Source organism: Kineococcus sp. TRM81007, from assembly GCF_022669155.1.
Lineage (GTDB): Bacteria > Actinomycetota > Actinomycetes > Actinomycetales > Kineococcaceae > Kineococcus.
The window spans coordinates 257,491-280,747 of record NZ_JALBVB010000057.1 but is presented as its reverse complement, the minus strand read 5'-3'; the positions used below and the strand labels follow the sequence as shown (position 1 = coordinate 280,747).

27 protein-coding genes are annotated in these 23,257 nt (G+C 71.6%); 15 read left to right on the top strand and 12 right to left on the bottom strand.

What is annotated here, in order from left to right:
* Nucleotides 1-109: 109 nt before the first annotated feature.
* Together MN205_RS18500 and MN205_RS18495 are read right to left on the bottom strand one after the other, a co-directional pair.
* Entirely contained in the window at nucleotides 110-931 is an 822-nt protein-coding gene (locus MN205_RS18500; protein WP_242123770.1) for a sugar phosphate isomerase/epimerase, read from the bottom strand.
* Nucleotides 932-1,134: 203 nt separating this feature from the next.
* Nucleotides 1,135-1,998, bottom strand: coding sequence for an alpha/beta fold hydrolase (locus MN205_RS18495; RefSeq protein ID WP_242129857.1), 864 nt, complete (start codon nucleotides 1,996-1,998; stop codon nucleotides 1,135-1,137).
* Nucleotides 1,999-2,101: 103 nt separating this feature from the next.
* Here MN205_RS18495 and MN205_RS18490 point away from each other — a divergent pair, with 103 nt between their 5' ends.
* Both MN205_RS18490 and MN205_RS18485 read left to right on the top strand, forming a co-directional pair.
* Nucleotides 2,102-2,779, top strand: coding sequence for an ABATE domain-containing protein (locus MN205_RS18490; protein ID WP_242129856.1), 678 nt, complete (start codon nucleotides 2,102-2,104; stop codon nucleotides 2,777-2,779).
* A 199-nt stretch (nucleotides 2,780-2,978) separates the two neighbouring features.
* Entirely contained in the window at nucleotides 2,979-3,215 is a 237-nt protein-coding gene (locus MN205_RS18485) for a hypothetical protein (RefSeq protein WP_242129854.1), read from the top strand.
* A 162-nt stretch (nucleotides 3,216-3,377) separates the two neighbouring features.
* Here MN205_RS18485 and MN205_RS18480 read toward each other — a convergent pair whose 3' ends face one another.
* Together MN205_RS18480 and MN205_RS18475 are read right to left on the bottom strand one after the other, a co-directional pair.
* Nucleotides 3,378-4,079, bottom strand: a complete 702-nt coding sequence (locus tag MN205_RS18480; protein ID WP_242129852.1) for a DUF6518 family protein — start codon at nucleotides 4,077-4,079, stop codon at nucleotides 3,378-3,380.
* A 260-nt stretch (nucleotides 4,080-4,339) separates the two neighbouring features.
* A complete protein-coding gene (locus MN205_RS18475) occupies nucleotides 4,340-4,684 on the bottom strand; it encodes a MerR family transcriptional regulator (protein WP_242129851.1) in 345 nt (114 codons plus the stop codon).
* Nucleotides 4,685-4,771: 87 nt separating this feature from the next.
* Between MN205_RS18475 and MN205_RS18470 the strand changes: the two genes are divergently transcribed.
* Nucleotides 4,772-5,218 carry a VOC family protein gene (locus MN205_RS18470; protein WP_242129850.1) on the top strand — a complete coding sequence of 149 codons (447 nt, stop codon included), beginning with the start codon at nucleotides 4,772-4,774 and terminating at the stop codon, nucleotides 5,216-5,218.
* A gap of 41 nt (nucleotides 5,219-5,259) precedes the next feature.
* Here MN205_RS18470 and MN205_RS18465 read toward each other — a convergent pair whose 3' ends face one another.
* Nucleotides 5,260-5,607 carry a MerR family DNA-binding transcriptional regulator gene (locus tag MN205_RS18465; protein WP_242129849.1) on the bottom strand — a complete coding sequence of 116 codons (348 nt, stop codon included), beginning with the start codon at nucleotides 5,605-5,607 and terminating at the stop codon, nucleotides 5,260-5,262.
* Nucleotides 5,608-6,019: 412 nt separating this feature from the next.
* Here MN205_RS18465 and MN205_RS18460 point away from each other — a divergent pair, with 412 nt between their 5' ends.
* The 3 genes from MN205_RS18460 to MN205_RS18450 all read left to right on the top strand — a co-directional run bounded on the left by MN205_RS18460 (nucleotide 6,020) and on the right by MN205_RS18450 (nucleotide 8,207).
* Nucleotides 6,020-6,682: an alpha/beta hydrolase gene (locus tag MN205_RS18460; RefSeq protein WP_242129848.1), complete on the top strand. Its 663-nt coding sequence runs from the start codon at nucleotides 6,020-6,022 to the stop codon at nucleotides 6,680-6,682.
* Nucleotides 6,683-6,845: 163 nt separating this feature from the next.
* Nucleotides 6,846-7,796, top strand: a complete 951-nt coding sequence (locus MN205_RS18455; RefSeq protein ID WP_242129847.1) for a tyrosine-type recombinase/integrase — start codon at nucleotides 6,846-6,848, stop codon at nucleotides 7,794-7,796.
* A 234-nt stretch (nucleotides 7,797-8,030) separates the two neighbouring features.
* Nucleotides 8,031-8,207 carry a hypothetical protein gene (locus tag MN205_RS18450; RefSeq protein WP_374115973.1) on the top strand — a complete coding sequence of 59 codons (177 nt, stop codon included), beginning with the start codon at nucleotides 8,031-8,033 and terminating at the stop codon, nucleotides 8,205-8,207.
* Nucleotides 8,208-8,275: 68 nt separating this feature from the next.
* Here the strand turns inward: MN205_RS18450 and MN205_RS18445 are convergent, their stop codons facing one another.
* Nucleotides 8,276-8,761 (bottom strand): GNAT family N-acetyltransferase, encoded by a 486-nt coding sequence (locus tag MN205_RS18445; RefSeq protein WP_242129846.1) that lies wholly within the window; start codon nucleotides 8,759-8,761, stop codon nucleotides 8,276-8,278.
* Between MN205_RS18445 and MN205_RS21005 the strand changes: the two genes are divergently transcribed.
* The 5 genes from MN205_RS21005 to MN205_RS18425 all read left to right on the top strand — a co-directional run bounded on the left by MN205_RS21005 (nucleotide 8,730) and on the right by MN205_RS18425 (nucleotide 11,140).
* On the top strand, nucleotides 8,730-9,029 hold the full coding sequence (locus MN205_RS21005) for a tautomerase family protein (RefSeq protein ID WP_255820525.1): 300 nt from the start codon (nucleotides 8,730-8,732) through the stop codon (nucleotides 9,027-9,029). The genes MN205_RS18445 and MN205_RS21005 overlap by 32 nt on opposite strands.
* 175 nt (nucleotides 9,030-9,204) lie before the next feature.
* Nucleotides 9,205-9,465, top strand: coding sequence for a type II toxin-antitoxin system VapB family antitoxin (locus MN205_RS18440; RefSeq protein WP_242129845.1), 261 nt, complete (start codon nucleotides 9,205-9,207; stop codon nucleotides 9,463-9,465).
* Nucleotides 9,462-9,878 (top strand): PIN domain-containing protein, encoded by a 417-nt coding sequence (locus MN205_RS18435; RefSeq protein WP_242129843.1) that lies wholly within the window; start codon nucleotides 9,462-9,464, stop codon nucleotides 9,876-9,878. Before MN205_RS18440 ends, MN205_RS18435 begins: the two co-directional genes overlap by 4 nt.
* A gap of 509 nt (nucleotides 9,879-10,387) precedes the next feature.
* The gene (locus MN205_RS18430; RefSeq protein WP_242129841.1) at nucleotides 10,388-10,615 is read left to right on the top strand and encodes a hypothetical protein; all 228 of its coding nucleotides are present in this window, start codon (nucleotides 10,388-10,390) and stop codon (nucleotides 10,613-10,615) included.
* A gap of 66 nt (nucleotides 10,616-10,681) precedes the next feature.
* Nucleotides 10,682-11,140, top strand: a complete 459-nt coding sequence (locus MN205_RS18425) for a hypothetical protein (protein ID WP_242129840.1) — start codon at nucleotides 10,682-10,684, stop codon at nucleotides 11,138-11,140.
* Between the two features lie 82 nt (nucleotides 11,141-11,222).
* Here the strand turns inward: MN205_RS18425 and MN205_RS18420 are convergent, their stop codons facing one another.
* Both MN205_RS18420 and MN205_RS18415 read right to left on the bottom strand, forming a co-directional pair.
* Nucleotides 11,223-11,462, bottom strand: a complete 240-nt coding sequence (locus MN205_RS18420; protein WP_242129839.1) for a hypothetical protein — start codon at nucleotides 11,460-11,462, stop codon at nucleotides 11,223-11,225.
* Between the two features lie 253 nt (nucleotides 11,463-11,715).
* Nucleotides 11,716-12,633, bottom strand: coding sequence for a phosphotransferase (locus tag MN205_RS18415; RefSeq protein WP_242129838.1), 918 nt, complete (start codon nucleotides 12,631-12,633; stop codon nucleotides 11,716-11,718).
* Nucleotides 12,634-12,803: 170 nt separating this feature from the next.
* Here MN205_RS18415 and MN205_RS18410 point away from each other — a divergent pair, with 170 nt between their 5' ends.
* On the top strand, nucleotides 12,804-13,628 hold the full coding sequence (locus MN205_RS18410; RefSeq protein ID WP_242129837.1) for a hypothetical protein: 825 nt from the start codon (nucleotides 12,804-12,806) through the stop codon (nucleotides 13,626-13,628).
* 45 nt (nucleotides 13,629-13,673) lie between these two features.
* Here MN205_RS18410 and MN205_RS18405 read toward each other — a convergent pair whose 3' ends face one another.
* Complete coding sequence (locus tag MN205_RS18405; RefSeq protein WP_308220308.1) at nucleotides 13,674-14,909, bottom strand: ISL3 family transposase; 1,236 nt, start codon at nucleotides 14,907-14,909, stop codon at nucleotides 13,674-13,676.
* Between the two features lie 177 nt (nucleotides 14,910-15,086).
* Between MN205_RS18405 and MN205_RS18400 the strand changes: the two genes are divergently transcribed.
* Complete coding sequence (locus tag MN205_RS18400; RefSeq protein WP_242129835.1) at nucleotides 15,087-16,643, top strand: MFS transporter; 1,557 nt, start codon at nucleotides 15,087-15,089, stop codon at nucleotides 16,641-16,643.
* Nucleotides 16,644-16,879: 236 nt separating this feature from the next.
* On the opposite strand, the gene MN205_RS18395 is transcribed toward MN205_RS18400, so the two are convergent.
* Together MN205_RS18395 and MN205_RS18390 are read right to left on the bottom strand one after the other, a co-directional pair.
* Nucleotides 16,880-17,830 (bottom strand): LLM class flavin-dependent oxidoreductase, encoded by a 951-nt coding sequence (locus MN205_RS18395; RefSeq protein ID WP_242129834.1) that lies wholly within the window; start codon nucleotides 17,828-17,830, stop codon nucleotides 16,880-16,882.
* 21 nt (nucleotides 17,831-17,851) lie between these two features.
* On the bottom strand, nucleotides 17,852-18,637 hold the full coding sequence (locus tag MN205_RS18390; RefSeq protein WP_242129832.1) for a TetR/AcrR family transcriptional regulator: 786 nt from the start codon (nucleotides 18,635-18,637) through the stop codon (nucleotides 17,852-17,854).
* A gap of 427 nt (nucleotides 18,638-19,064) precedes the next feature.
* Here MN205_RS18390 and MN205_RS18385 point away from each other — a divergent pair, with 427 nt between their 5' ends.
* Nucleotides 19,065-20,177: a hypothetical protein gene (locus tag MN205_RS18385; RefSeq protein WP_242129830.1), complete on the top strand. Its 1,113-nt coding sequence runs from the start codon at nucleotides 19,065-19,067 to the stop codon at nucleotides 20,175-20,177.
* Between the two features lie 54 nt (nucleotides 20,178-20,231).
* Here MN205_RS18385 and MN205_RS18380 read toward each other — a convergent pair whose 3' ends face one another.
* Nucleotides 20,232-20,855: a TetR/AcrR family transcriptional regulator gene (locus MN205_RS18380; RefSeq protein WP_242129829.1), complete on the bottom strand. Its 624-nt coding sequence runs from the start codon at nucleotides 20,853-20,855 to the stop codon at nucleotides 20,232-20,234.
* A gap of 328 nt (nucleotides 20,856-21,183) precedes the next feature.
* On the opposite strand from MN205_RS18380, the gene MN205_RS18375 reads away from it, so the two are divergent.
* Complete coding sequence (locus MN205_RS18375) at nucleotides 21,184-23,001, top strand: ABC transporter ATP-binding protein (protein ID WP_242129827.1); 1,818 nt, start codon at nucleotides 21,184-21,186, stop codon at nucleotides 22,999-23,001.
* The last annotated feature ends 256 nt before the right edge of the window (nucleotides 23,002-23,257 follow it).

Here is a 23,257-nt window from a genome sequence, read left to right as displayed (position 1 = left end):
CGGTCATCCCGCTGTCGTGGACGTCGACGACGTCGCGGTCACGGCTCCCCCGATCCGCGCGGTCGTCGCCGAGCGGCCACGTCCGAAACGCGGCCGTTCAGTCGAGCGCTCAGCTGAGGAGGTCCTCCACGATCGCGCGCTGGACGGCCAGCCCCGCCCACTCGTCGTCGCCGACCGCGTCGTAGACCAGGGCCAGCGGACCGCTGTACCCGGCGTCGAGGATCGAGGACAGGCTCTCGCGGTAGTCCACCTCGTCGACGTCGCCCCCGTCCCAGTGCGCCTTGGCGTGGCAGGTCTCCGCGTAGGGGGCGACCTCGGCCAGGTCGGCGTACTTGCCCGGACCGCTCCAGTTCCCCAGGTCCACCAGCAGTCCCACCGCCCCCTCGAGGGGGTCGAGGACAGCCCGCACGTCCGCGGCGTCGCGCGTCACGTCACCCCAGTTCTCGGTGACGACGCGCAGGTCCCCGGCACGGGCGGCGATGCGCCCCAGCGCCGCGGAGCTGTCGGCTTGCGCGGTGCCGGTGCGGGTCTGGCCGGCCACCACTCGGATCCGGGTGGCTCCCAGAGCGGTGGCGTCGGCGAGGTAGGAGGAGATCCACGCCTCCTCGCGCGCGGCCTCGCTCGGGTGGGTCAGGTCACCGTCGTCCACCAGCAACGCGTCCAGCACGACACCGGCCTCGGCCAGCGCCGCGCGCAGTTCGGCGAGGTAGCCGGCGTCGCGGTGCGGGAGGTGGAAGTGGCACACCTGCACCGTGCGGTAGCCGTGGTCGCGCAGCGCCGCGGGCAGCTCGAGCAGCGGCAGCCCGGCGGGTTCGGTGGTGGTTCCGGCCCGGAAGCGGCCCAGGGTGCGGTCCAGGGACCAGGCGTGGACCGCCGCGGCCCGCAGCAGGTCGTGGCCGGGGCCGGGATTGGTGTCATCGCTGACCGTCATGTCCCCAGCATCCCGCACGCGCACCTCCCCGCCCTCGGCCGGACCTCACGCCCCCGGGCATCGCGGTCATGTCGGATTCCGCGCGGTCATCGACAACGGTGGAGGTGCGCGACTCCCAGGCCGACGCCGTCCGGGGCATCGGCCTTCCGCAGGGGGTGGGTGGGGCCGGCCGGTCCTGGACGCCCCGCCCCACCGGGCCCGCGCTAGAGGACCTCGGCCAGGAACGCCCGCATCGAGGCCGCCACCTGGTCGAGGTGAGACTCCAGGAGGAAGTGCCCACCCGGCAGCAGCTCGACGCGGGCCTCGGGCAGGTGGGTCTGGAAGGCACGTGCCCCGTCGGGGCCGAAGATCTCGTCCCGCTCACCCCAGATCGCCAGCAGCGGGACGGGGTGGGCCCCGAAGGCGGCGTGCAGGCGGGGGTAGAGCTGCCGGTTGCTGGGGTAGTTGCCGTAGAGGGCGAGCTGCACCTCGTCCATCCCCGGGCGGCTGATCTGTGCGACGTCGCGGGTCCAGGTGTCGGGGTCCACCACGCTGGGGTCGTCCAGGCCGTGGACGTACTGCCAGCGAACGAGTTCAGTGGTGAGGGTGGAGCGCACGACGGCCTCGTCATCGGGGTTGCCGTCGCTGGCCCAGCGCCACAGCGGTGCCCAGAACGCGTCGACGAAGCCCTCCTCGTAGCCGTTGCCGTTCTGCGTGACGATCGCGGTGACGCACTCGGGGTCGCGCAGGAACAACCGCCAGCCCACCGGCGCGCCGTAGTCCTGGACGTACATCGCGAACCGCTGCACCCCGAGCTGGCGCAGCAGGCCCTCGACGACGTCGCTCAGGTGGTCGAAGGTGTACTCGAACTCCTCCACCCGTGGCGCCGCGGAGTGCCCGAAGCCGACGTAGTCGGGGGCGATGACGCGGTAGCGGTCGGCCAGGCGCGGGATGAGGTGGCGGAACATCGCCGAGGACGTCGGGAAGCCGTGCAGCAGCAGGAGCACCGGGGCGTCGGCGGGGCCGGCCTCGCGGTAGAAGACCTCGCGCCCGTCGATGGTGGCGGTGCGGTGGTGGGTCACGGTCATGATGGCTCCTCGCCGATCTAACGCTTGTCGAACGCTTCGACGTTAGATGTGTACCTGATTGTTCTAACGTTTACAAGATCGGCAACCGTGATAGCGTCTGAACGTGTCGACACTGGAGCGCCCCTACGTCCTCCCCGGTGAGCCGCTGCCCGTGCGCCTGCTGAACACCCTCTGGGCAGAGCGCGGGGACCTGCGCGACGACCTGACGACACCGACGGACGCCCTCACGTGGTTGCGCACCAACGGTTTCCCGACGAAGAGCGTCGCCCCCTCGGAACTGGACGCCGTCGTGGAACTGCGAGCAGCCCTGCGCACGGTCGCCGGCCACCTCACCGGCGACGACCGGGTGAGCGCGCTGCGGGTCGGCGGCGACGACCCCTCGGTCGTCACTGCGGCAGACGACGTCGCGGCGGCCCTGGTGGTGATCGACGAGCACTCCGCCCTCGCCCCCACCGGCCACCTCGCTCTCGTGGACGGTCAGGTGCAGTGGAGCACCCCACCCCCCGGGTCGACGATCGAGGACGCCCTCGCCGTCATCGCCGCCGCGGCGGCCGTCTTGTTCACCGGTCCCGACGCCTCGCGCCTGCGCGCCTGTCACGGTCCGCGCTGCGTCCTGTACTTCGTGCAGGACCACTCACGTCGGCAGTGGTGCTCACTGGCGTGCGGCAACCGCGCGCGGGCGGCGCGGCACTACCGGCGCCACCAGGACGAGACCGCGCCCCGGTCGCGGGGGAAGCGGACGAGCGAGCAGCCCTCGACAGCGCCGCACCCTCTTCGGTGACCACCGCCCCGAATGGCCACCGCCGCGGCCCTGCCCGACGCCCGCGGCTGCCCTCAGCAACGCGTACGCGGCGGACGTCTCTGCAGACCACCGACCGTGAACACCGACTTCACGGTCATCCCGCCGTCCGCGGAGGCGGCGACTCAGCGGTCATGCCGATGAGCACGCGATGAGTGAGCGCAGACGTCAGGATGGCTGAATGGCCACCTCGGACGAGCTGAGCACGGCGCCAGCACCCCGCCGCCGGCGCTGGCACCAGCGTCCCTTCTTGATCGTTCTTGTGCTGCTGTTCGCACTCTGGGGGGCCGCTCACTTCTACGAGCTGCCGTCCGCGTTGTGGGGTCTGCCGACGCTCGTCGGTGGACTGTGCCTCGCGAACCTCAAGCGACAACGCCAGCGTGAGCAAGCGCATCGCCGCAGCGCCTCATCCGTGTAAGGCGCCGTGCGCCATCTGACGACCTCGCGGTCATGGCGCCGGCCGGGCGGGATCACGACCGACGTCATCGCGGTCATGTCGATGACCAAGAGATCACCCACGACGCTGCATTCTCGCGGTGGGGCGCTCACGACGCCCGAGGGACGCCGACCGCAGCCCGGTTCAGGTCAGGGCGCGGTGCAGCAGCACTTCGCCGACAGCACCCAGCGGCAGCACCAGCAGCAACCACGCCGCAGCCGCACCAACGCCTCGAGCACGCGCACCCGCCGCTCGCGCCGCTGACGCGGTGGCGCCGAGCACCGACACCAGGACGGCGCCGAGGACGCAGAAGACGACGGCGTCACCCGTGTAGCGCAGATAGACGCCGTAGGTGATCACACCCTCCGCGAGGAAGACCCCGCCCAGCAGCGCCGCCCCCAGCGCGGCCACGCGCAGCGAACACGCACGCCGCCAGCACCACCCGGCCACCCCCAGGACCGGCCCGCCGAACACGCCGGTGGCGGCCCACATCACGACCGTGGCGGGGTTGACGCCGAAGCCCCGCAGGGCGGACGTGGCGTAGTAGCCGGCGACCTCACCGAAGCACACCAGGACACCGGCCAGGACCGCGGCCCAGGGCCGCCGGCTCCAGGCGCCGACCAAGAACGCGGGAGCGACCCAGGGACCCACCGCGTTGGCCAGCCCGGCGAAGGGCCAGGGCAGCACGGTCTGCAACCCGGATGTCGCCGCCCCCCACACCACACCGATCAGCACTGCTGCACCGAGCAACGGTGCTGCCCCCAGACCACCGGCCGGCCCGACGCGCCGGCCGCCCCCGGCCCACGGGGTGCGCGGTGAGGTCGTCGGGGCGGCGGGTTCGCTCATGGTCGCAGCCTGCCGTGCCACAGGTGACCCGGACATCACCGCATGGTCGGATCCTCGACACACGATCGCTCATCCCCCAGGTTGAGGGCCGGGCTCGACGATCGACCTGAGTTCACGGTCATCCCGCGAAGAGTGCGGAATCAGGACGGGCGGCGGCGTCTGCCCGGGTCGATGACTGGGCCGCCTCGACGATCGAGGGCGCTCACGGTGACCAAGCAGGACGAGCCTCTGGAGGCAGCTGCCGACCCGGCACCGTCTGATCAGCGGTCCCAAGCGGCGATCACACCATCGAGCACCTCGCGTGCGCGCACCGCATCGCGCACCACCGCGTCCAGCCGGCGGCGCTCGACCAGCAGCGCCTGCAGCAGCTCGCCGGTGCGCGCGGTCGGCGGAGCGCCCAGGCACGGCAGCAGCTCAGCCACCTTCGAGCTGCACAGCCCTGCGGCGAAGAGCTGCTGGATCAGCACGACGCGCTCCACGCACCACTGCTCGTAGCGACGCTGGCCCCCAGACGTGCGGGTACTGGCCAGCAGCCCCTGCTGCTCGTAGTAGCGCAGCGAACGGGCCGAGACACCGGTGCGCTCCGCCAGCTGCCCGATCCGCACGAACGCACGCTCCTCGATCCGCGAGGAACCGCTCGCGCAGCACCCGCCCTTGACCTTGACACCAGTGTGAAGTCTTACCGTGCCGATATGAGCGCAGACCAGAGCCACCAGCGCCAGCAGGTCCCCGAGCGGAGCACCGGCGCACCCGTGCGCCAGTTGCGCCTGGTCGTCGAAGCCGACGACTACGAGCAGGCAGTCACCTTCTACCGCGACGTCCTCGGCCTGCCCGAACGAGCAGCCTTCCAAGGCGCCGGAGACGCGCGAGTCGCCATCCTCGACGCCGGCCGCGCCACCTTGGAAATCGTCAACCCAGCTCAGAAGCGCATGATCGATGAGGTCGAGGTGGGCCGGCAGGTCGCCCCGCACCTGCGAGTGGCCTTCGAGGTCGACGACACCACCGCACGCACCAGCACCCTGGAACAGGCAGGAGCCGAGGTCGTCGCTGCCCCGGTGCGCACCCCGTGGAACTCCCTCAACGCCCGCCTGCACGCCCCGGCCGGACTGCAGATCACTCTCTTCCAAGAGCTCAGTTGACACACCCGCTCATGGCGCGGGCAGTGCGCAGTCTCACCACCTCACGAAGGCAGGTGCGCCTCCAGCGCCCGCTGCTGCGCACTCAGCTCCGCGATGCGCGCGGCCACCTCGCGGCGCCGCGCGGTCAGCGTGGCGCGCAGCTGCGGGCACATCTGCAAGCTCAACTGCTCATCGGCCCCACGCGCGCACGGCAGGAAACGGCGCACCGCGGCGGAGTTCAACCCGAAGGCGTACATCACCTGGATCGCCGCCACCAGCACCGGTGCGTCCTCGGCGAAGTCCCGGTAGCCGCTGGCATCGCGCGAGCAGGTGAGCAGGCCCTGCTCCTCGTAGTAGCGCAACGCCCGCCGGCTGACCCCGCTCAGCTGCGCCAGCTGCCCGATCCGCATCCCGCCGCCCCTCCGGCTTGCCCGCCACCGCACCGACCACAGCACCGCGCCCCACCGCACCCCCACCGCACCCCCACCGCACCGGTGACGCAGCGCCTGTGACGACGTCTCTGAGGGCGTCTGTGCGGCTTGACCTTCACGCTAGCGGCACCCCTTAGCCTCCCGGCCCGTGAACGGCCCGCACGCCCAGCCCGCACCGCCGACCCAGGACCGGACCTCGACCGACGCCTCGTCGTCGATGTCGGCCCCGACCTCTACCTCCACTGACGCCTCGACTGCGTCCGGGACCCTCCCGCGCCAGCACACCACCCACGGCGCGGGCCCTGCCGCGCCCGGCACGGCCGCTGCAGCGTTCCAGGTGCCCCAGACGCCGCAGGTGCACCGGCCGCAGCCCGTACAGCGGGTGCGGCGGGTGGTCATCGTGCACGGCTACGCCGCCACCCCCGGCGATCACTGGTTTCCCTGGCTGGCCGGGCAGCTTCAGGACGCCGGCATCGAGGTCAGCGTGCCCGCCCTGCCCGACCCGCACGCCCCCGACGCACTCGCGTGGCAGGCCGCCACCGCCGCCGCCATCGAAGGCGCCGGCGGCATCGACGAGCACACCCACCTGGTGGCGCACTCCCTGGGCTGTGTGACGGTGCTGCGCCACCTGGCCAGCCTGCCCACCGCTGATGACGACACGAGTGAAGGCACCGGACCTGGTGCGCCCGGCACCTGGCGTCTGGGTGGGCTGAGCCTCATCGCCGGCTTCACCGGGCCCCTGCCGGCGCTGCCGCAGCTGGACGGCTACCTCACCACCCACGCGAGCACCCACCCGGGCACCCGGCCCCACCCCGGTCCGGGCGCTGCACCCCCCAGCGCCCTCAGCGATGAGGACCTGCGCCGCATCGCTGCCCGTACCCACCGCCTGCACCTGCTGCGCTCCGAGCACGACGCCTACGTGCCCACCACCGCCACCGACGCCCTGGCTGCCCGGCTCGGCGTTCCCGTGGACGCCATCACCGGCGCCGGGCACTTCCTGGCCGCCGACGGGATCACCACGCTGCCGCCTGTGCTGAACACCATCATCACCTGAGCGCCGCTCATCCCCACCGCAGCACCACGGGAGGGAACCAGGTGATGTGATCATGCTGACGTGATCACACCGACGAGATCACGGTGCCGCCGCTGCGACAGGGCCCGCACGTCGCGGGGCAGCCGCCTTGACTTCACCGGTCGCCCCGGAGGGGGACTCGCTCATGAGCCTGACCCCTGAGCCCTTGCCCATCCCGCTCGGTGACGGCACCTGGCGCACCGACCCGTTGCGCCTGGCCGTGGCCGCCTACCTGGCCCGCTACCGCGGCGAGACCCGCCGCCACGCCGAATCCGACCTGCGCGCCTACCTCACCTGGTGCCAGCTGCGGCAGCTCAACCCCTTGGCTGCCCGGCGCCCGCACATCGAGCTGTACGTGCGGTGGATGCAAGAGACCCAGCGCTTCGCCGCCTCCACCGTCTCGCGGCGGATGTCGATCGTCGCCGGCTTCTACCGCAGCGGCGTCATCGACGAGGTCCTGGAGCACTCCCCGGCCGACCACGTCCGCCGCCCCAACGTGCCACCGGAGTCACCCACCCTGGGCCTGTCGCACCTGCAGCTCGAAGCGCTGCTGGCCACCTCCCGCGACTCGCCCAACCGCTGCGACTTCGCGATGGTCTGCTTGCTCGGGCTGCTGGGCCTGCGCATCTTCGAAGCCTGCGGCCTCGACATCGCCGACCTCGGCGAAGAACACGGGCACCGCGTCCTGCGGGTGCTCGGCAAGGGCCACAAGGTGGTCCTGGTCCCGCTGGCCCTGGCGGTGGGCAGGGCGGTGGGCAGGGCGGTGGATCGCAGCATCGGGGACCGCGAACGTGGTCGCGGCACGGAGCCGTTGCTGCTGAACACCCGCGGGGACCGCCTGGACCGCCACTCCGCGACCCGCCGCCTCAAGCACCTGGCTACTGACGCCCGCATCCGCTTGCCGCGGATGCACCCGCCCATGCTGCGCCACACGTACGTGACCACCATGCTCGACGCCGGGGTGGACCTCAGAGACGTGCAGATCGCCGCCCGCCACGCCGACCCGCGCACCACGATGCGCTACGACCGAGCAAGGACCACGCTGGATCGGCACCCCAACTACATCCTCGCCGCGTACATGGCCTCCGGCACCTGACCGCCATCTTGCATTCCTGCCGAAGTGCGCGGGGTCGCACGAGGCGATCCGGACGCCCACGAACGCCGCGAGTGCCCCCTGATGCCTCCGCCCGCGCCGAGCTGCGCGCTGTGCGCAGAGCCCCTGGAAGCACGCAGCGGCGGTGCCGAGGCCACGGCCGGCGCGCGATCGCGCCTCCAGCAGCGGTCCAGCAGGTGTGCCAGGCTGGCCGGACTCGATGAGGAAGGAAGCGCGATGGCTGAGCCCGACGACCTCGACGTGCAGCGCCAGCGAGGTCCCGACCCGATGCCCTTCACCAGCAACATCCAGCGCACCACGGCCCTGAGTCCCTGGCTGATCCACTACAACACCACCCGAGCCCACTCCGCCCTCGCCGGGCAGCCCCCGACCAGCCGCCTGTCACCAACGTGATGGCCGAGTACAGCTAGCTCCTGCAGCCGAGGCCGTGCTGCGGTGACGAGCGCCCGGTCATGGCGCGCTCAGTGCGCGTCTGAGGATGACTTCGGGGCCATGTTGTAAGTGATCACGGGGCTGCGGTCGGCGAGGCGGTCGTAGAGCTCCTGGGCGCTGTTGGCCTGGCCCGTCGTCCACCGCACCGTGCTCCACCCCTCGCCCGCAGCCATCGTGCGCAGGTGCTCCAGCACCGCACGAGCCCCGCCACGTCCCCGCTGGCTGGGGTCGACGAACAGGTCGTCCAGCCAGCACCCGAGCGATCCGGCCAAGGGCCGCTCGAACAGGCGGTAGTGCGCCAGGCCGACCACCTGCTGCTGCGCGTGCTCTCGCAGGAGCAGGCAGCGGGTCTGGGCCTGCGGGGCGACGATCCAGGACCACACGCGGGACAGGTGCTCGCTGCTCAAGACCTCGCCGGCGACCTCGCCGTAAGCCAGGTACAGCCGCTGCCACTCGGCCCGGTCCGCGTCGGTGGCTGAGGTGATGATCCAGGTGGCGGTGTCCGCGGTGCTCACCGGCCCAGCCTCTCGTGGGTGGGTGTGCAGAAGGCCATGGGGTCTGAACCACGCACTCTCATACGGTCATCGAAGTCCTCATGTTCAGCGGGCGCACCGTGCGACGAAGAAGGCGTTCTACCAGCGCCTGTACCGCGACTTCGCCGAACTCCTGGGCATCGGAGCCATCGACTTGGAGATCACCGTCGTGGAGACACCTCGCCACGACTGGGGCATCCGCGGCCAGGCCGGTGACGAGCTGACCTCGTCCTACCGCGTCGAGCAGTGAGCCCCAGCGATCTACCACACATGGCGCGGTCAGGACGTTTCGCCGAGTGCGTCGCAGCCGGTCCAGCCACCCACGATCCCCGGCCGCCACGAGGACCCATGGGATGACTGCCGTGTCGTGGCCACCCTCATGTACATCAGCTACCCTTGACGTGTACACGATCAGGAGGTCGCACGTGAGCAAGACCCACATCGACATCGACGACGACCTGCTCGCCCAGGTGGCCGCCCTCACCGGGACGACCACCAAGCGCGACACCGTCGAAGCCGCCCTGCGCGCGACCCTGCACCAGGAACGCCGCCGCGCCGCCGCCGAACGCCTCATCACCCGAGCCGAGAGCGGGTACTTCGCCCCACTGCTCCAGGAGCACCCCAAGGCCAACGGCGACGACGTCGAGGCGCCTGCTGCCGGCGACCAGCGACAAGGCGCTGCGTGAGCTTCCTGCTCGACAAGTCCGCCCACGCCCGCTGGCACCAACCGGTCGTGGCCGCCCGGTTGAACGACCTCCTGCGCGCGGACCTGCTCGCCATCGCCCGCCCGAGCGTGCTGGAGATCGGGTTCTCCGCCCGCTCCCCGCAGGACTACCGCGACGTCATCGCCGACCTCACCGAAGCGATGACCGTCATCGAGCTCAGCACCGAGATCAGCGCCCGTGCGCAGGACCTGCAGGAGCGCCTCACCCACCGAGGCTGGCACCGGGCCCCTGGACCGGTGGACCTCCTGCTGGCCGCCACGGCCATCGAACACGAGCTGACGCTCCTGCACCTGGACAAGGACTTCGAGCTGATCGCTCGCGTCAGCTCGTTGCAGCAAGAGCGAGTGGTTCCCCGGGACGCGCCCGCTGCGTGACCCTGGCGAGGCGACGTCCGGCCGACCGGACCGACCTCACGGTCATGGCGCTGTCGCGAACGTCGACGACCCTTCTGGATCGGCGGCTCCACGCATGGACACCATGGCATCGAGCTCCTGAAGAGAGCATCCTGACTGCTGTGACGGGACAGCAGTGATGGCGATGACAGGACTCACTGAGGCGTTCCGCGGTCTGGTCACCTGGATCACCAACACTTTGCTCCCTTCCCGCAAGCAGCAGGTGAAGCAGACCGAAGAGGCCCGGCACGTCACTTACTTGGACCCTCCTGACGGTGCGCCCACCGCATCACGAGGACATCGCTGATCTCCGGCGGAGTGTGCTCCGGTGACTTCAAGGGCAGCGCCAGTGCGAGCAAGATCATCGCCGCACCGTCGCGTCCGAGTGAATCGCTAGGCGCTCCTGACGACCTCGCGGTCATGGCGCTGGCCAGGACGTCCCACGACCACCCTCACCCGCCGACGAGCGAGCACCGGCTACCCCAGGCATCGTGACTCGCATGGCCGTGTGGCACTTCACCGTCGAAGGGCACCAGTGGGTGGTGCGTGAGCGTGATGGCGAGCCCGGCTCCTACGACGTCGACTGGCTCAGCGGCCCCCACCCGTACGGCTTCACCTCCAAGTCCTCCGACGGCTCCGCGGTGGCACCAGCAGAGATGGAGGAAGCCATCGCGGACTTCCTCGCCGGGATCAACCCGCGAACCGGCTACCTCGACTGACGACCGGCCCCCAGGCACACATCCGGTTACACACCCGGTCGCACGGTGATCAGGCATCCTGAACGGGTGGGTGAACGCCGCTGCTACCGCCCCCGAGGTCACGGGACGCCGCGCCCGTGGTGGCGCGCGGAGGTCAACACCACCCCCTTGGCCGGCCAGCGCGAACCCCGCCCCGGTCCGGTCACCGATGCGGACGACGAGCGACTGGCCGACCTGCGCCGGCGGGTCGTCGAGCCGGTGGTCACCAGCGTGCTCAGACCTGAGGAGATCGAAGCCCTGAGCGTGCACTGGGGCATCGACGGGCGCGCCGGGGACGTGTGGGTGCGCATCGACATCCCCGCCGAGCGGCACGAGCAGCTGCTGCTCTCACCCTGGTGGGCGTCCGACCCGAAGGAGGTCGCCGCACCCACCACCGATGTGCAGATCGCCGCCCATCTGGGTGACCGCCTGGAGGACTGGGTCTGCGAGACGGCCTTCGCGTGGGGCCAGCAGCGACGGGCCCACTACGAACTACCCGGGGCGTAGGCGCCGGGAGCGCACCTCGCCCCGCCGACACCGCGGCCTCGGCGCCCCGGCGGCGCGACCACGGATGCCATCACGGGTGCCGTCACGGGTGTGGGGTCGGGGTCGGCGACAGTCCCAGGCTGCGGTCGACCTCTGCTCGCGGCCACACCGGCACCTGCGCCAGGTGCTCACGGAGGAAGGCCACCTCCTCCTGGTCCAGGCCGTACGAGCCGTCCAGACCGCCGGCACCGCCACCGACGTGCGCCATCGACCAGGCGACGCGACACGCACCGGGATGCTCCTCCGGCGCCGCGCACAGCGCCTGGCCGATCACCTCCTGCACCGCGTGCACCTGCTCGGGGGGTGGCCAAGACGTCCACCACGATGCGGAAGGGCTGACGGGCATCGTCCGTGGGCTGCTGCAGCGAAGGCTCCGGCACGCTCTCGACGCCAGCCAGGCAACCGATGAACGCCACTGCTTTCTCACCGACCATGCACGCGGTCATCCCGCCGATCGCGCGGTCCTGCCGATCTGCGGTAGATCGCCAAGCCCGCCCACGGCGAGCACTGGCGTCGGTTGGCGCCCTGCTCAGGGGTCAGTCCAGGCGTTCGATGAGGACCCGGTCGAGCGCCCGGCGGCCGACCGGACCCCATGCCGGCTTGCCTCCGGGCAAGCCACGGTCTCCGTTCTGGCCCATCAGCATCAAGAAGAGGCCCTTGAGCGCGGCCAAGCCGCGGGCACGCCGGATCGTCGCCTCGCCAGCCTGCGCGTAGGCGGTGAAGAAGCGACCGGCCGCGCCCTGCGGCAGCAGCACCCAGGCGGCTGCCAGGTCCACCGCCGGGTCCCCGGCGAACAGGTCACCGAAGTCCACGACCCCCACCAGCGCCCCGTCGGCGACGACGACGTTCGCCGGGTGCAGGTCGCCGTGCACCCACACCGGCGGCCCTTCCCGCGCAGGTGCCGCGACGGCGTCGGCCCATGCGGCTCGAAGAGCGGCGGCGTCAGTGCCGATCGCGTCAGCGCCGAGGCAGTCCAGGAAGCAGTTGAAGCCGTCTGTGCAGTCCTCGGGGTGCGCACCGCGGCCCGTGTCAGCCGGTGCGTCGGCGGGGGCTGGCACGTGCAGCGCCCGCAGGAACGCCGCCAGGGTGTCGGCGGCGTGCTCGCCGCGGGTGATCTCCCCGTGGTCCAGGGGCAGGCCCGGCACCCACGTCATGACCGTCCACATCCTGGGGAACCGCTCGGAAGGAGCGCCACTGCGCACCGGGACGGGGATGGGCAGCGGTAGGCGTGGGGCCAGCAGCGGCAGCCACCGGCGCTCCTTGAGCTGGTGAGCGGGGTCGGTGTCCATGCGCTGCACCCGCACGGCCAGCGCGTCCCCCAGGCGCCACATCTGGTTGCCCCAGCCGCCCCGTACTTCGCGCAGGGGCAGCTCGGCCAGGTCCGGGTGCTGGTCGCGCAGCAGGTCGCGGACGAGGTCCGCGGTGATCCCGGTCCCGTCCTCGGTCTCGGTCATGCGGAGCAAGCTACGGAGGCTGCGCCTGTGGTGACCGCTGTGACACGGCCTCCTCACAGCACCGAGGTGCTTCCCGCACATGCCGCTGGCCAGGACGTCTTCGATCGCCACCTTCTGCCGAGAAGCGGGTGACCCTGGTGCCAGGTGATCACGGCAGGCACGATGGGCCGATGAGCATGGAGGGTTTCCACGCCGTGCCGGACCCCTCCGTCGGGGACTGGCTCCCCCCACGCCTGTCCGGTGCCTTCGGCGCGGTGGGCCGCACCGTGCCCCGCGGCTACGCCGCCTACGCCCGCGTCCTGCACCCGGTGAACCCCGAGCCCGCGACTGAGCCGACCACCTGGGCCGGGGTCTGCGCCCGCACCGGTCGCACCGCCCACGCCCTCATGCAGTGGGAGTCGATCACCACCCCGGCCCCGGGCACGGTGGGCTTGCCCCTCTCCGGTGAAGGCCGCTGGGACGAGGTCCAGGTCGAGCGCGGTTGCCTGGCCCCGCAGGCGCTGAGCCCGCTGCTGGATGTCCTGGCCCCCTTCACCGCTGATCACGACGGGCAGCAGGCGTGCCACCACGCGTTGTGGGACGGCTGGGGCTGGCTCATCGGCGGCAACACCTTGGTCGTCGCCTTCCACGACGGACCCGGTCCCCGCCCACCGGCGCCGATGTGGACGGAGCTGCCCGAGGTGGTCCAGGACGCGTTGAACGCCCCGCGCCTGTCGCTACCCGGGCGTGAGCACCTGCTGTTCACCGGCCCGCTGCACGCCGCGCTGAGCATGGGCGATCAAGTCACCGACGACTGGTTCCTGCCGCAGTCACCGAACCTGCTGTGGCCGGCGGACCGTTCCTGGTGCCTGGCCAGTGAGATCGACTTCGGCTCCACCCTCGTCGGCGGTCCGGCCGAGCTCATCGCCGCCGTCCTGGCCACCCCCGGCCTGGAAGCGTGGCCCATCGGCGAGGACGACGACCTGTCCGCCTTCGCCGACCACCTCAACACCTGACCCCACGTCCGGTTATGGGGCTCTTCGGATCTGTGGGTGGGTAGCTCACCCTGACCCGGGCCGCCGACGTCGCCAGGGGCGGGTACCGTCGGCGGCGAGCAAGATGCGGATGCGGTAATTGTCGAAGTTGCGGAACCCCTGCGCCAGGCGACGGGTCTTCTCGATGATGAGGTTGATGGCCTCGGTGCCGCCGTTGCTGATGCGGTAGCGGTGCGGATCGTCATCGAAGTAAGCCAGCACCTCCGCCCGCCACGATCGCAGCGTCCGCCCCAAGCGGGCGATTTCTGAGATCGGGCAGCGGTGGAAGCTCTTGAGTACCCGCTGGGCGATGGTCCGGCCAGCGGCTGGGGTTGGGGCGTGAAACATGGAGCGAAGGTCCTGGTAGGCGTGCCAGGCCACGGTGACCTCCAGACCGGGGTCACCAGCCTGCAGCGCGGCCTCGAGGCGGGCTCGGCCGCGGTCGGTGAGGTTCTCCCGGGCCGTGGTCAGCAGCCGACGAACCCGGTACAGCGGGTCATCGCGGTGCCCGCGCCGGCCGAGGGTGGCCTGCTGGATGCGGCGGCGGACTTCGTCCATCGCGGTGGAGGCGAGCTTGACGACGTGGAAGGCATCCAGAATCGTCACCGTGTCGTGCGGGAGTTCGGTGCGGATGGCGTTGGCGTAGCCGCGGAAGGGGTCCAGGGCGGCGTGGGTGATGCCGGCGACGAACTCGCCGGGCTGGGCCCGCAGCCAGGTGGCGTAGACCGGTCTGGAGCGGCCGAGGGTGACGTCGAGCAGACGGGCGTGGACCCGGCCGTCCAGGTCGCGGGTGAGGTCGACGATGGAGGTGACGGCCCGGTCGCGGTGCCGGGCAGAGGGGCGCCAGATGTGCTCATCGACCCCGAGGGTGTCGACCCCGGCCAGCCTGGTGGCGCGGGCTGGCTCGCGGTCGAGATGCTCATGGGCTCGGGCGCGCACAGCGTTCACCAGGGTATGCCAATCCACTCCGAGCTGGCGGGCCAGGGTGGAGACAGTGGAGTCATCCCAACGCAACGCATGGATCGCCCACGAGACTGCACGGGTGGTGAGCTTCGCCCGTTCAGGCAGATTTGGGGTCTTCTCGGACCAAACGCCGACCGGACAGCGCGGTTCCCGGCAACGCCAGCTCCGCTTGCGCCAAACGAGCTGCACAGGGGTGCCGAAGCAGGGCGCGTCAGCGAGGCGGTGCTCGCGCCGGCCGTGATCGGTAGCAAGCACCCCGCAGCGCCGACAGGCCACCACCGAGGGCCGATTGGTCTCGATGAAGCGTCACGGCTTTGATGCCGCTTCCTGATGAGTCATGGGCGTGGCGGCGGGGTCCGATCGGTGGAGGCGTGGGCCGGGTCGCCTCCCAGCCATCTCAGTGCGAAGCAGTAGACATCACCCATTTACCGACCGAACGGTTTGCAAACTAAACCGTCTGGTCGGTACGGTACGGGCATGTCTTCCCTGCCCGCCGGGACCGCTGGCGCTTCGCACCCCGCTTCCCCCTCCCCCTCCGGTGGCGGGCGCGCCGGCGGGCGACAGTGGGCCGCGCTGGCGGCCCTGACCCTCGCCGTGACCCTGCTGGCCGTGGACGGCACCGTCCTGGCCCTGGCCGTGCCCTCGCTGACCGCGGACCTGACGCCGACTTCTGCGCAGCTGCTGTGGATCGGCGACGCCTACTCCTTCGCCTTGGCCGGGTTGCTGATCAGCATGGGCACCCTCGCCGACCGCATCGGGCGCAAGAAGCTGCTGATGATCGGCGTCACCGGCTTCGGCGGGGCATCCCTGCTGGCCGCGCTGGCCTCGACCCCCGGGATGCTGATCGCGGCCCGGGTGCTCCTGGGCGTGGCCGGGGCCACCCTGATGCCCTCGACCCTGTCGATCGTGCGCGACATGTTCCGCGAGCCCGTCCAGCGCACCCGTGCCATCGCGGTGTGGGCCGCGGGCTCCTCCGGCGGCGCCGCCCTGGGCCCCCTGGTGGGTGGGGCGTTGCTGGAGAACTACTGGTGGGGTTCGGTCTTCCTCATCAACCTGCCCGTCATGGCCCTGGTGCTGCTCGGCGTCGCCGTCCTCGTGCCGGAGTCGCGCAACCCGAACCCGGGTCGCTTCGACCTGCTCAGCGCGGCGCTCTCCGTGGGGGCGGTCGTGCCGCTGGTGTGGGCGGTCAAGCACACTGCCCAGGAAGGCCCGGACCTGCTCGGCGCCGCCTCCCTCGTGCTGGGCCTGGCCGCGGTGGCGTGGTTCGTGCGCCGTCAGCGGCGTTTGGAGACCCCGCTGGTCGATGTCACCCTCTTCGCGCGTCCGGCTTTCACGGGCACCGTCGTCGCCTCCCTGATCGCGATCTTCGCCTTCAGCGGCTTGCTGTTCTTCTTCTCCCAGTACCTGCAACTGGTGCGCGGGTACTCCCCGCTGCAGGCGGGGCTGCGGGAACTCCCGATGACGATCGCCTCCATCGCCGTGGTCGCGGTCGTGGCCACCGTCGTCAACCGCCTCGGGGTGGGACGCTCCCTGGGGGCCTCGCTGCTGGTGGCCGCGGTCGGTCTGGTCGTGCTGGCCGCCGGCGAGAGTCGTCCCGGTTACGGTGTCATCGCCCTGGGGCTGGTGATCATCGGCATGGGGGTGGGGATCACCTTCACCGTCTCCGTCGACGCGATCCTCAGCGTCGTGCCGCGCGAACGCGCCGGCGCCGCCTCGGCGATCTCGGAGATGTCCTTCGAGCTCGGCCTGGCCCTGGGGATCGCCCTGCTGGGCACCTTGCACACCGTGCTGTACCGCGCCGCGCTGCCCGTGGCGACGGAACTGCCCGAAGGCGCCGGGGATGCCGTCCGGGAGTCCCTGGCCAACGGCACCAACGCCCTGCAGGGTCTGGGTGCGGCCGGCGAGGAGGCCCTGTCCGCGGCCCGGCACGCTTTCACCGAAGCCATGCAGACCACCTCGCTCATCGCTGCCGCACTGCTGGCGATCGCCGCGATCGTCGCGTGGAAGGTCGTCCCCTCCGCCCGCCGTTCCTGACCCTTCCACCACAGACCCTGCGCGGGTGGCGGGGCAGGGTGGACGAGCACGCCCCTCCGCTGGGTCGACCACCCCCACGAGACTGCGCCCGCACGGGTCCGACCTGGTCATCAGCCTCCTCCAGCGGTCGCCGGACAGGGGCGACACGGTGCTGGTGCTCGATCACGACGCCGGGCAGGAGGGGGCCAACGCACCTCCCGCCCGGCGTCGACACGGGCGCCGGACCGGCCCCGGACTCAGCGCGTCAAGTGCGGCAGGACGTCGTCGGCGAACCGCCGGTAGCTCTCCTGAGGATCGTCCGCGCCGGCGACGACGACCACCGACTCGGCCCCGGCCGCCTCCCAGGCCCGCACCGCCTGCACCGCCTGCTCCGGGGTGCCCGTCACGGCGACGCGCTGGAGCACCTGGTCGCTCATCGGACCCCGGTCACCGGGGACCTCGGCCAGGCGGGCCAGGTGGTCGAAGACGCCGAAGTCGACGATCCGCTGCATGCGGGTACGCACCTGGTCCACCGCCGAGGCGTCGTCGTCGCCCAGGCTCACCATCGCGAACAGCGTCACCTGGTGCCCCGGTCCCGCACCGCGGTCCCGCTCACCCCGGGCGCCCTCGGCCACGCGCTGGTGCGCCCACCGCACGGCAGCCGGCGAGGCGATCTCGGGCAGGAGCACACCGTCGGCGTGCGCACCTCCGGCCTGCAAGCCCTTCGGCCCGGTGGTGCCGAGCAGGATCCGGGGGACGACAGCCGGCGGGAACCCGAGCCGGACGGCGTCGAGGTGCACGTGTTCCCCGTGCAGGGTCACCTCCCGACCCTGCAGCAGGACGCGCAGCGCCGTCGCAGTCTCCTGCAGGACCGTCAGCGGTCGGGGCACCGCAGCCCCGACCTGCCGCATCCACGAAGGGATGCCGTGGCCCAGTGCGACGGTCAGGCGACCGGGGGCCAGGCGGGCCAGTGCAGCGATCTCCATGGCCGTCGTCGCGGGGTTGCGCGTCGAGGCCGGCAGCAGGCCGATCCCCACGTGCAAGGTCTCGGTGCAGGCCAGGGCCGTCGCGGCCATGGCGATGCCTCCCGCCCAGGGCAGGTCCTCGCTGAACCACAGTTCGCGAAAGCCGACGCGCTCGGCCCATCGGGCGAAGGCAGGCAGGTCCTCAGGCTTCCAGTCGGGCTCGAACCGGACTCCGCAACGCACGGTTGATGGCACCTCTCTCGGTCACTGGGCACACGGTGCCGACGTGGAGCGAGGCTCAGGCAGCCTCGCCGGTGGCGACTGCGACGACCCGAGACCAACCACCGCACGCGGTAGAGGTCGGGGCGATGCAGAGTAGCCCGCTGGATCCTCCCCCGACCGCGGCGCACCCGATCGGGTGAGGTCGAGCAGGAGGTCGTGAATCCTCCGGTACACCTCGGGACGGTCGATCTCCCGGCGCGACCTCGAGAGCGCGACTCCATCGGCCGCCCGGCACACCAGCAGCGACTGCTGCGGGTGGAGTCCGTCGTGGGCCAGCTCCCGCGACCACCGCCGCGCATCGTCGCGCGCCAACTGCGGCACCCCCGGCACCGTGGCCAAGGCGGTGAGCAGGCCGATGCGGCTGGGCAGGCCCGAGGCCTCTTCCAGGGCGGCGAAGGTGACGTCTACGTAGGCGCGCAGCAGGCGCCCCCTGGTGCGGTCGCACGGATCGAGCGCGGCGTGGACCGCGAGGTGGAACCGCGCGGTCACGTCGTGGGCCAGCGCGAACATCAACTGCCGGCGGGAGCAGAAGTAGTGCATCAGGCCGCTCTTGGACACCGCGGCGTACTCGGCGATGACGCTCAGGCTGACACCAGCCCCGTTCAACATGACGACCTGAGCCGCGGCGTTCATCAGTAGTCGGCGCGCCGAGACATCGGGCAGACGGGCATGCACGCCTTTGACCCGTCCGTCCTGGCCCAGTTCTGGGCCCGATCCTGGGCACGCTTCCTGGTCCGGGTCCTGCAGTCCCCGGCGCAGGCCCGTCACCTGCGTCGGCCCGTCGTCAACGCAGGCCCCCGAACGCGAACTCCTGGCGGGAAGCCGGTAGACACCGGCCCGTCACCGGAGCCAGGTCCATCGTCGCGCAGCGCGGCGAGCCCGCCAAGCCCGTGCGGCGGCCTGAGCTTGGAGGGAGATGCGCCGAGCGTCGACGAAGTCCAGCCCTCGTCGCGCCACGATCCGGCGCACGGTCCACGTCAGCAACGACCGCACCGACGAAGGCATCGGACGAGATCGCCTCCCTGCCCGGTCCTCCAGTCGCCACACGCGCACGGGGACCGACGAGGTGTTCAGCGCGCCGGCCCGGTTCGGGAGGACGTGAGATCGGGTCGGGCTCTTCCAGAGGTTCTGGCGTTCACGTTCCATGCCCTCTACTATACCGACCAGACGGTCCGCTAGCTTGGAACGAGGAGACATGACCACCCCCGCACCCGCCGCCGACCCCTTTGCGCGCGGCGCGCTCTGGAGCGCCGGCCTGGACCCCGTCCTGGTCCTCGGCGGCACCGGCGTCGTCGGGTCCGCCCTGGTCCGCCACCTGCGCCGACTGCACCCGAACCTGCCCCTGGCCATCGGCGCCCGCACCGCCCGTCGCCTGGAGGCCGTCAGCACCGCCGTGGACTGCACGGAGCCCTTCACGGTCGACGTCATGGTGCCCGGGCTGCTGCTGCCCGCCCACCGGGGTTTCTCCGCCGTCGTCGCCGCGGTCCCTGACGCCGGCCACCACGCCCAGCGCCACGCCCAGGAGCGCGGCGTCCCGTTCGTGAACCTGGCCGGCGGGGTCCACACCATCGCCCAGGAACTCACCGTCCACCTCGCCGACCCCGGATCGAGCACCGTCGTGCACGCCAGTTCCTGGGCTGCGGGCATGGTCTCCGCCCTCACCCTGCGCTCAGCCGAGCACCTGCAGGAGATCACCAGCGTCACGCTCATCGCCGGCATCGACCCCCACGACGAACTCGGCCCCGCCAACGACGAAGCGGTCACGGCCGAGATCGCCGGATCCCACCCCCTACCCCTCACCGCCAGCGGAGGAGGCTGGTCCTGGACGCGCAAGCGCACGCGCTCACGCCTCAACTTCGAGACCGTCAGCGGCGACGCGGCCAGTGCGCGGGAGTTCAGCTCCGTCGACGTCCTGGTCCTCGGCGACGCCCTTCGCCCGGCCCGCACCCGCTTCGCCATCGCCGTGGAGGACTCCAGCGCCACGCTCACCGGGCAAGACCCCTCCCACGACATCGTCGTGCTGCTGCGCGGGCGCAATCGCCACGGCGCACCGGTGGTCAACCGCTACGACTTGATCCACCCCGGTGGCCTGGGTGACCTCACCGGCCTGGGGGCGGCGCTGCTCGTCGAGCGACTGCTGAGCCTGGACGGTGGCCTTCCGCCGGATCCCGGGTTCCACTACGCGGACCGCCTCCTGCACGGCTCACACGTCCTGCGCCGCCTCGGCGAGGTGGGGGCCCGCTTCGCCCGCTCGGCGTACCCGGTCACGACCGACCCGGTCCGGGCCGAGCCCGCGAGCCCGGCCTGATCGGATTCGCGGGGGCGGAGGTGGTGGCCGGGGCGCAGAACCCCGGCCACCACCTCACGCTCGGCGGCCGCGCTCGGCGGGCCCCGTGTGCCCCGTGTGCCCCGTGTGCCCCGTCGCGTCGGCACGGGACTCGGTCTCTACCTCGACGTCAACTTCGACCAGGGGGCCGTCGGTGCGACTGAGGGCCAGCAGCAGCTGGCGCGTGCTCTCCAGCTCCGCCGCGTCGTTGACGCCCTCGTACAGGCCGGCGATGCCGGCGCCGTCGCTGGCGCGAAGGATCAGCGTCACCCGCTGGGGGTGCAGGCCGTCGTCGGCGAACTCCTGGCCCCAGCGCCGGGTGTCCTCGCGCAGCAGTTCGCTGACCCCGGGAACCACGGCCAGCGAGGCGATGACCAGTGCGTGCTCGGTCGCGACCGGTGCGCCGATGAGTTCGTCGAAGGTGGCGTTGACGTAGCCGCGCACCAGCCGGCCCCGGGCGTGGTCACGGGGGTCGATCGCGGCGTGCACCGCGGCCCGGAACTGCTCCACCAGGTCCTCGGCCAGGGAGAGCAGCAGCAGGTCGCGTGATCGGAAGTGGTGCAGCAGGCCGCTCTTGGAGACCCCGGCCCGCTGGGCGACGGCATCGAGGCTGACTCCCACCCCCTGCTCGGCGACGACCTGCGCGGTCGCGTCGAGCACCGTTCGTCGAGTCCTGGCGGTGTCGCGCTCCTTGCCCGGCAACCGGTCCTCCGTCCTCGGCCTCGAGAAGGCCCGCTGCGGCACTCCTGGTGAGCGCGTGCAACCCACATACTATTGCCGACTGAATGGTTTGCAGAACAGTGCATGCGGTCGGTATGATGCGAAGGCTGGTGCCGCGTTCACATCGCGCTGGCCTGCTACGCGGACCCACCGCACCGGCCCACCGCGCCATCTCGAGGTGCCGCTCGCCCCACCTCCGGGACCCCGCCCTCGGGACTGCCCCCTGGAACCACACCCCCGGAACCACACCCCCGGAAGAGGACAGATCGTGAACGACGCGAAGCGCGCCTCCGGCTTGGCGGTGCTGTGGGAGTTCGTGCACCCGCACCGGTGGGTCCTCGGCCTGGCGCTGGTGCTGGGGCTGGCCTCGACCGGCGCCTCGCTGGCTCTGCCCATGGTGACCAAGCGACTGCTGGACACCCTGGGCACCGACGCCTCCCTGACCCCGGCCATCACCCTGCTGGTGGTGCTCCTGGGGGTCGGCTCCCTGCTGGGGATGTGGCAGTGGATCCTGCTGGGGACGCTGGCCGAGCGCGTCGTCCTGCAGGCGCGCACCTCGATGGTGCGCCGCTACTTCGGTGCTCGACCCGGAGCCCTGAACCGGCGCAGCAACGGGGAACTGGTCACCCGCGTCACCTCCGACACCGTCATGCTGCGCGAAGCCGCCTCCTCGGGCGTCATCGAGATCATCAACTCGATCGTCATGCTGGTCGGCACGATCGTGCTCATGGCGGTCCTGGACCGCGTGCTGCTGCTGACCACCGTGGCCGTGCTGCTCGTGGTCGGCGTCGTCGTGGGCGTGCTGCTGCCCCGCATCGGCCGCGCGCAGGAGCTCGCCCAGGCCTCACTGGGCGAACTCGGCGGCACGCTGGAGGGGGCCCTGCGCGCGGTGCGCACCGTCAAGGCCAACTGCGCCGAGGACCGTCAGGTGAGCGCGATCCTGGGCAAGGCCCGTGACTCCGCCGAGCACAGCGTGCGCGCGGTGCGCGTCGAGGCCCTGACCTGGACCGCCGGCACCGCCGGCGCCTACCTCTCCGTCATCGCCGTCCTCGCCATCGGCGCCTGGCGCATCGACGCCGGCCTGCTGAGCGTGTCGAGCCTGGTGGCCTTCTTGCTCTACGCCTTCGGCATCGTCGAGCCCATCACCAGCCTCGCCCAGGAACTCAGCCAGCTGCAGGCCGGCACCGCCGCAGCCCGCCGCATCCGCGACGTCCAGCAGCTCGAGCTGGAGGAACCGGCACCCACGGAGGGCTGCTCCGGGCGCAGCGTCCACCCCCTCACCGTGACGACGGCCGCGAGGACCGCCACGACAACCGCACCAGCGGCGTCAGCCCCCTTGCTGGCCCTGAAGGGCGTCACCGCCCGCCACCTGCCTGGCGGACCGGCCGCCCTGAGCGATGTCTCCCTCGAGTTGCCGCACCGCGGCCGGGTGGCGATCGTCGGACCGTCTGGAGCGGGCAAGACCACCCTGTTCGCCCTGCTGCTGCGCTTCCTGGCCCCGCAGCGCGGAACCGTCGAGCTCGAGGGAACCAACTACGAGGACCTGACCTTCGAGCAGGTGCGCCGCCGCTTCGCCTACGTCGAGCAGGACAGTCCCGTGGTCCCGGGAACCCTGCGCGAGAACCTCGTGCTGCCCAGCCCCTCGGCTCCCGAGGAGGCGCTGTGGAATGCGCTGGCCGCCGTGCGTCTCGCAGAACGAGCGAGAACCCTGCCCCAGGGTCTGGACACCTCGTTGAGCGCTGCTGCCCTCTCCGGCGGTGAGCGTCAGCGCGTCGCCCTGGCCCGGGCGGTCCTGCACGCACCCGACGCGCTGCTGCTGGACGAGGCGACCGCGCAGCTGGACGGCATCACCGAAGCGGCGGTGCACGACGTCATCGCCGACTTGGCCCGGAACCGGCTCGTGATCACCATCGCCCACCGCCTGTCCACGGTGATCGACGCCGACCTCATCGTCGTCGTCGAAGCGGGCCGGATCCGCGCCAGCGGGACCCACGAACAGCTTCTGGAGAAGGACGGCCTGTACCGGGAACTCATCACCGCACTGCGGATCACCACTCCCAACCAACACAGAGAACACTCGCGGTGATCACCAGCATCGTCGCCACGCATTCCACGCACCTGACGTGCGCCCACCCTGGAGCAACTCTGGGACGCACCCGAACGCCGTCCGCATCGTGGTCGCCCGGTTGATGAGCACCGCCGTCGCGAGCAGCGCGATACCGGCTCCGGCTTGTCCAGGCTTCGGCTCCAAACCCGAGCAGGGCTGTGCAACCGGCTCTCCTGCAGGGACCAGGCCGCCGCCGCGAAGCTGCACGAGGGGCGGCATCGCACAGACCGTCCGA

Coding starts and splice junctions, on each gene's coding strand:
- MN205_RS18485 (WP_242129854.1), top strand. CDS start 2,979: ATGGCCACCTCGGACGAGCTGAGCACGGCGCCAGCACCCCGCCGCCGG.
- MN205_RS18495 (WP_242129857.1), bottom strand. CDS start 1,998: ATGACCGTGACCCACCACCGCACCGCCACCATCGACGGGCGCGAGGTC.
- MN205_RS18385 (WP_242129830.1), top strand. CDS start 19,065: ATGACCACCCCCGCACCCGCCGCCGACCCCTTTGCGCGCGGCGCGCTC.
- MN205_RS18400 (WP_242129835.1), top strand. CDS start 15,087: ATGTCTTCCCTGCCCGCCGGGACCGCTGGCGCTTCGCACCCCGCTTCC.
- MN205_RS18455 (WP_242129847.1), top strand. CDS start 6,846: ATGAGCCTGACCCCTGAGCCCTTGCCCATCCCGCTCGGTGACGGCACC.
- MN205_RS18470 (WP_242129850.1), top strand. CDS start 4,772: ATGAGCGCAGACCAGAGCCACCAGCGCCAGCAGGTCCCCGAGCGGAGC.
- MN205_RS18410 (WP_242129837.1), top strand. CDS start 12,804: ATGAGCATGGAGGGTTTCCACGCCGTGCCGGACCCCTCCGTCGGGGAC.
- MN205_RS18500 (WP_242123770.1), bottom strand. CDS start 931: ATGACGGTCAGCGATGACACCAATCCCGGCCCCGGCCACGACCTGCTG.
- MN205_RS18450 (WP_374115973.1), top strand. CDS start 8,031: ATGGCTGAGCCCGACGACCTCGACGTGCAGCGCCAGCGAGGTCCCGAC.
- MN205_RS18465 (WP_242129849.1), bottom strand. CDS start 5,607: ATGCGGATCGGGCAGCTGGCGCAGCTGAGCGGGGTCAGCCGGCGGGCG.
- MN205_RS18415 (WP_242129838.1), bottom strand. CDS start 12,633: ATGACCGAGACCGAGGACGGGACCGGGATCACCGCGGACCTCGTCCGC.
- MN205_RS18480 (WP_242129852.1), bottom strand. CDS start 4,079: ATGAGCGAACCCGCCGCCCCGACGACCTCACCGCGCACCCCGTGGGCC.
- MN205_RS21005 (WP_255820525.1), top strand. CDS start 8,730: ATGATCCAGGTGGCGGTGTCCGCGGTGCTCACCGGCCCAGCCTCTCGT.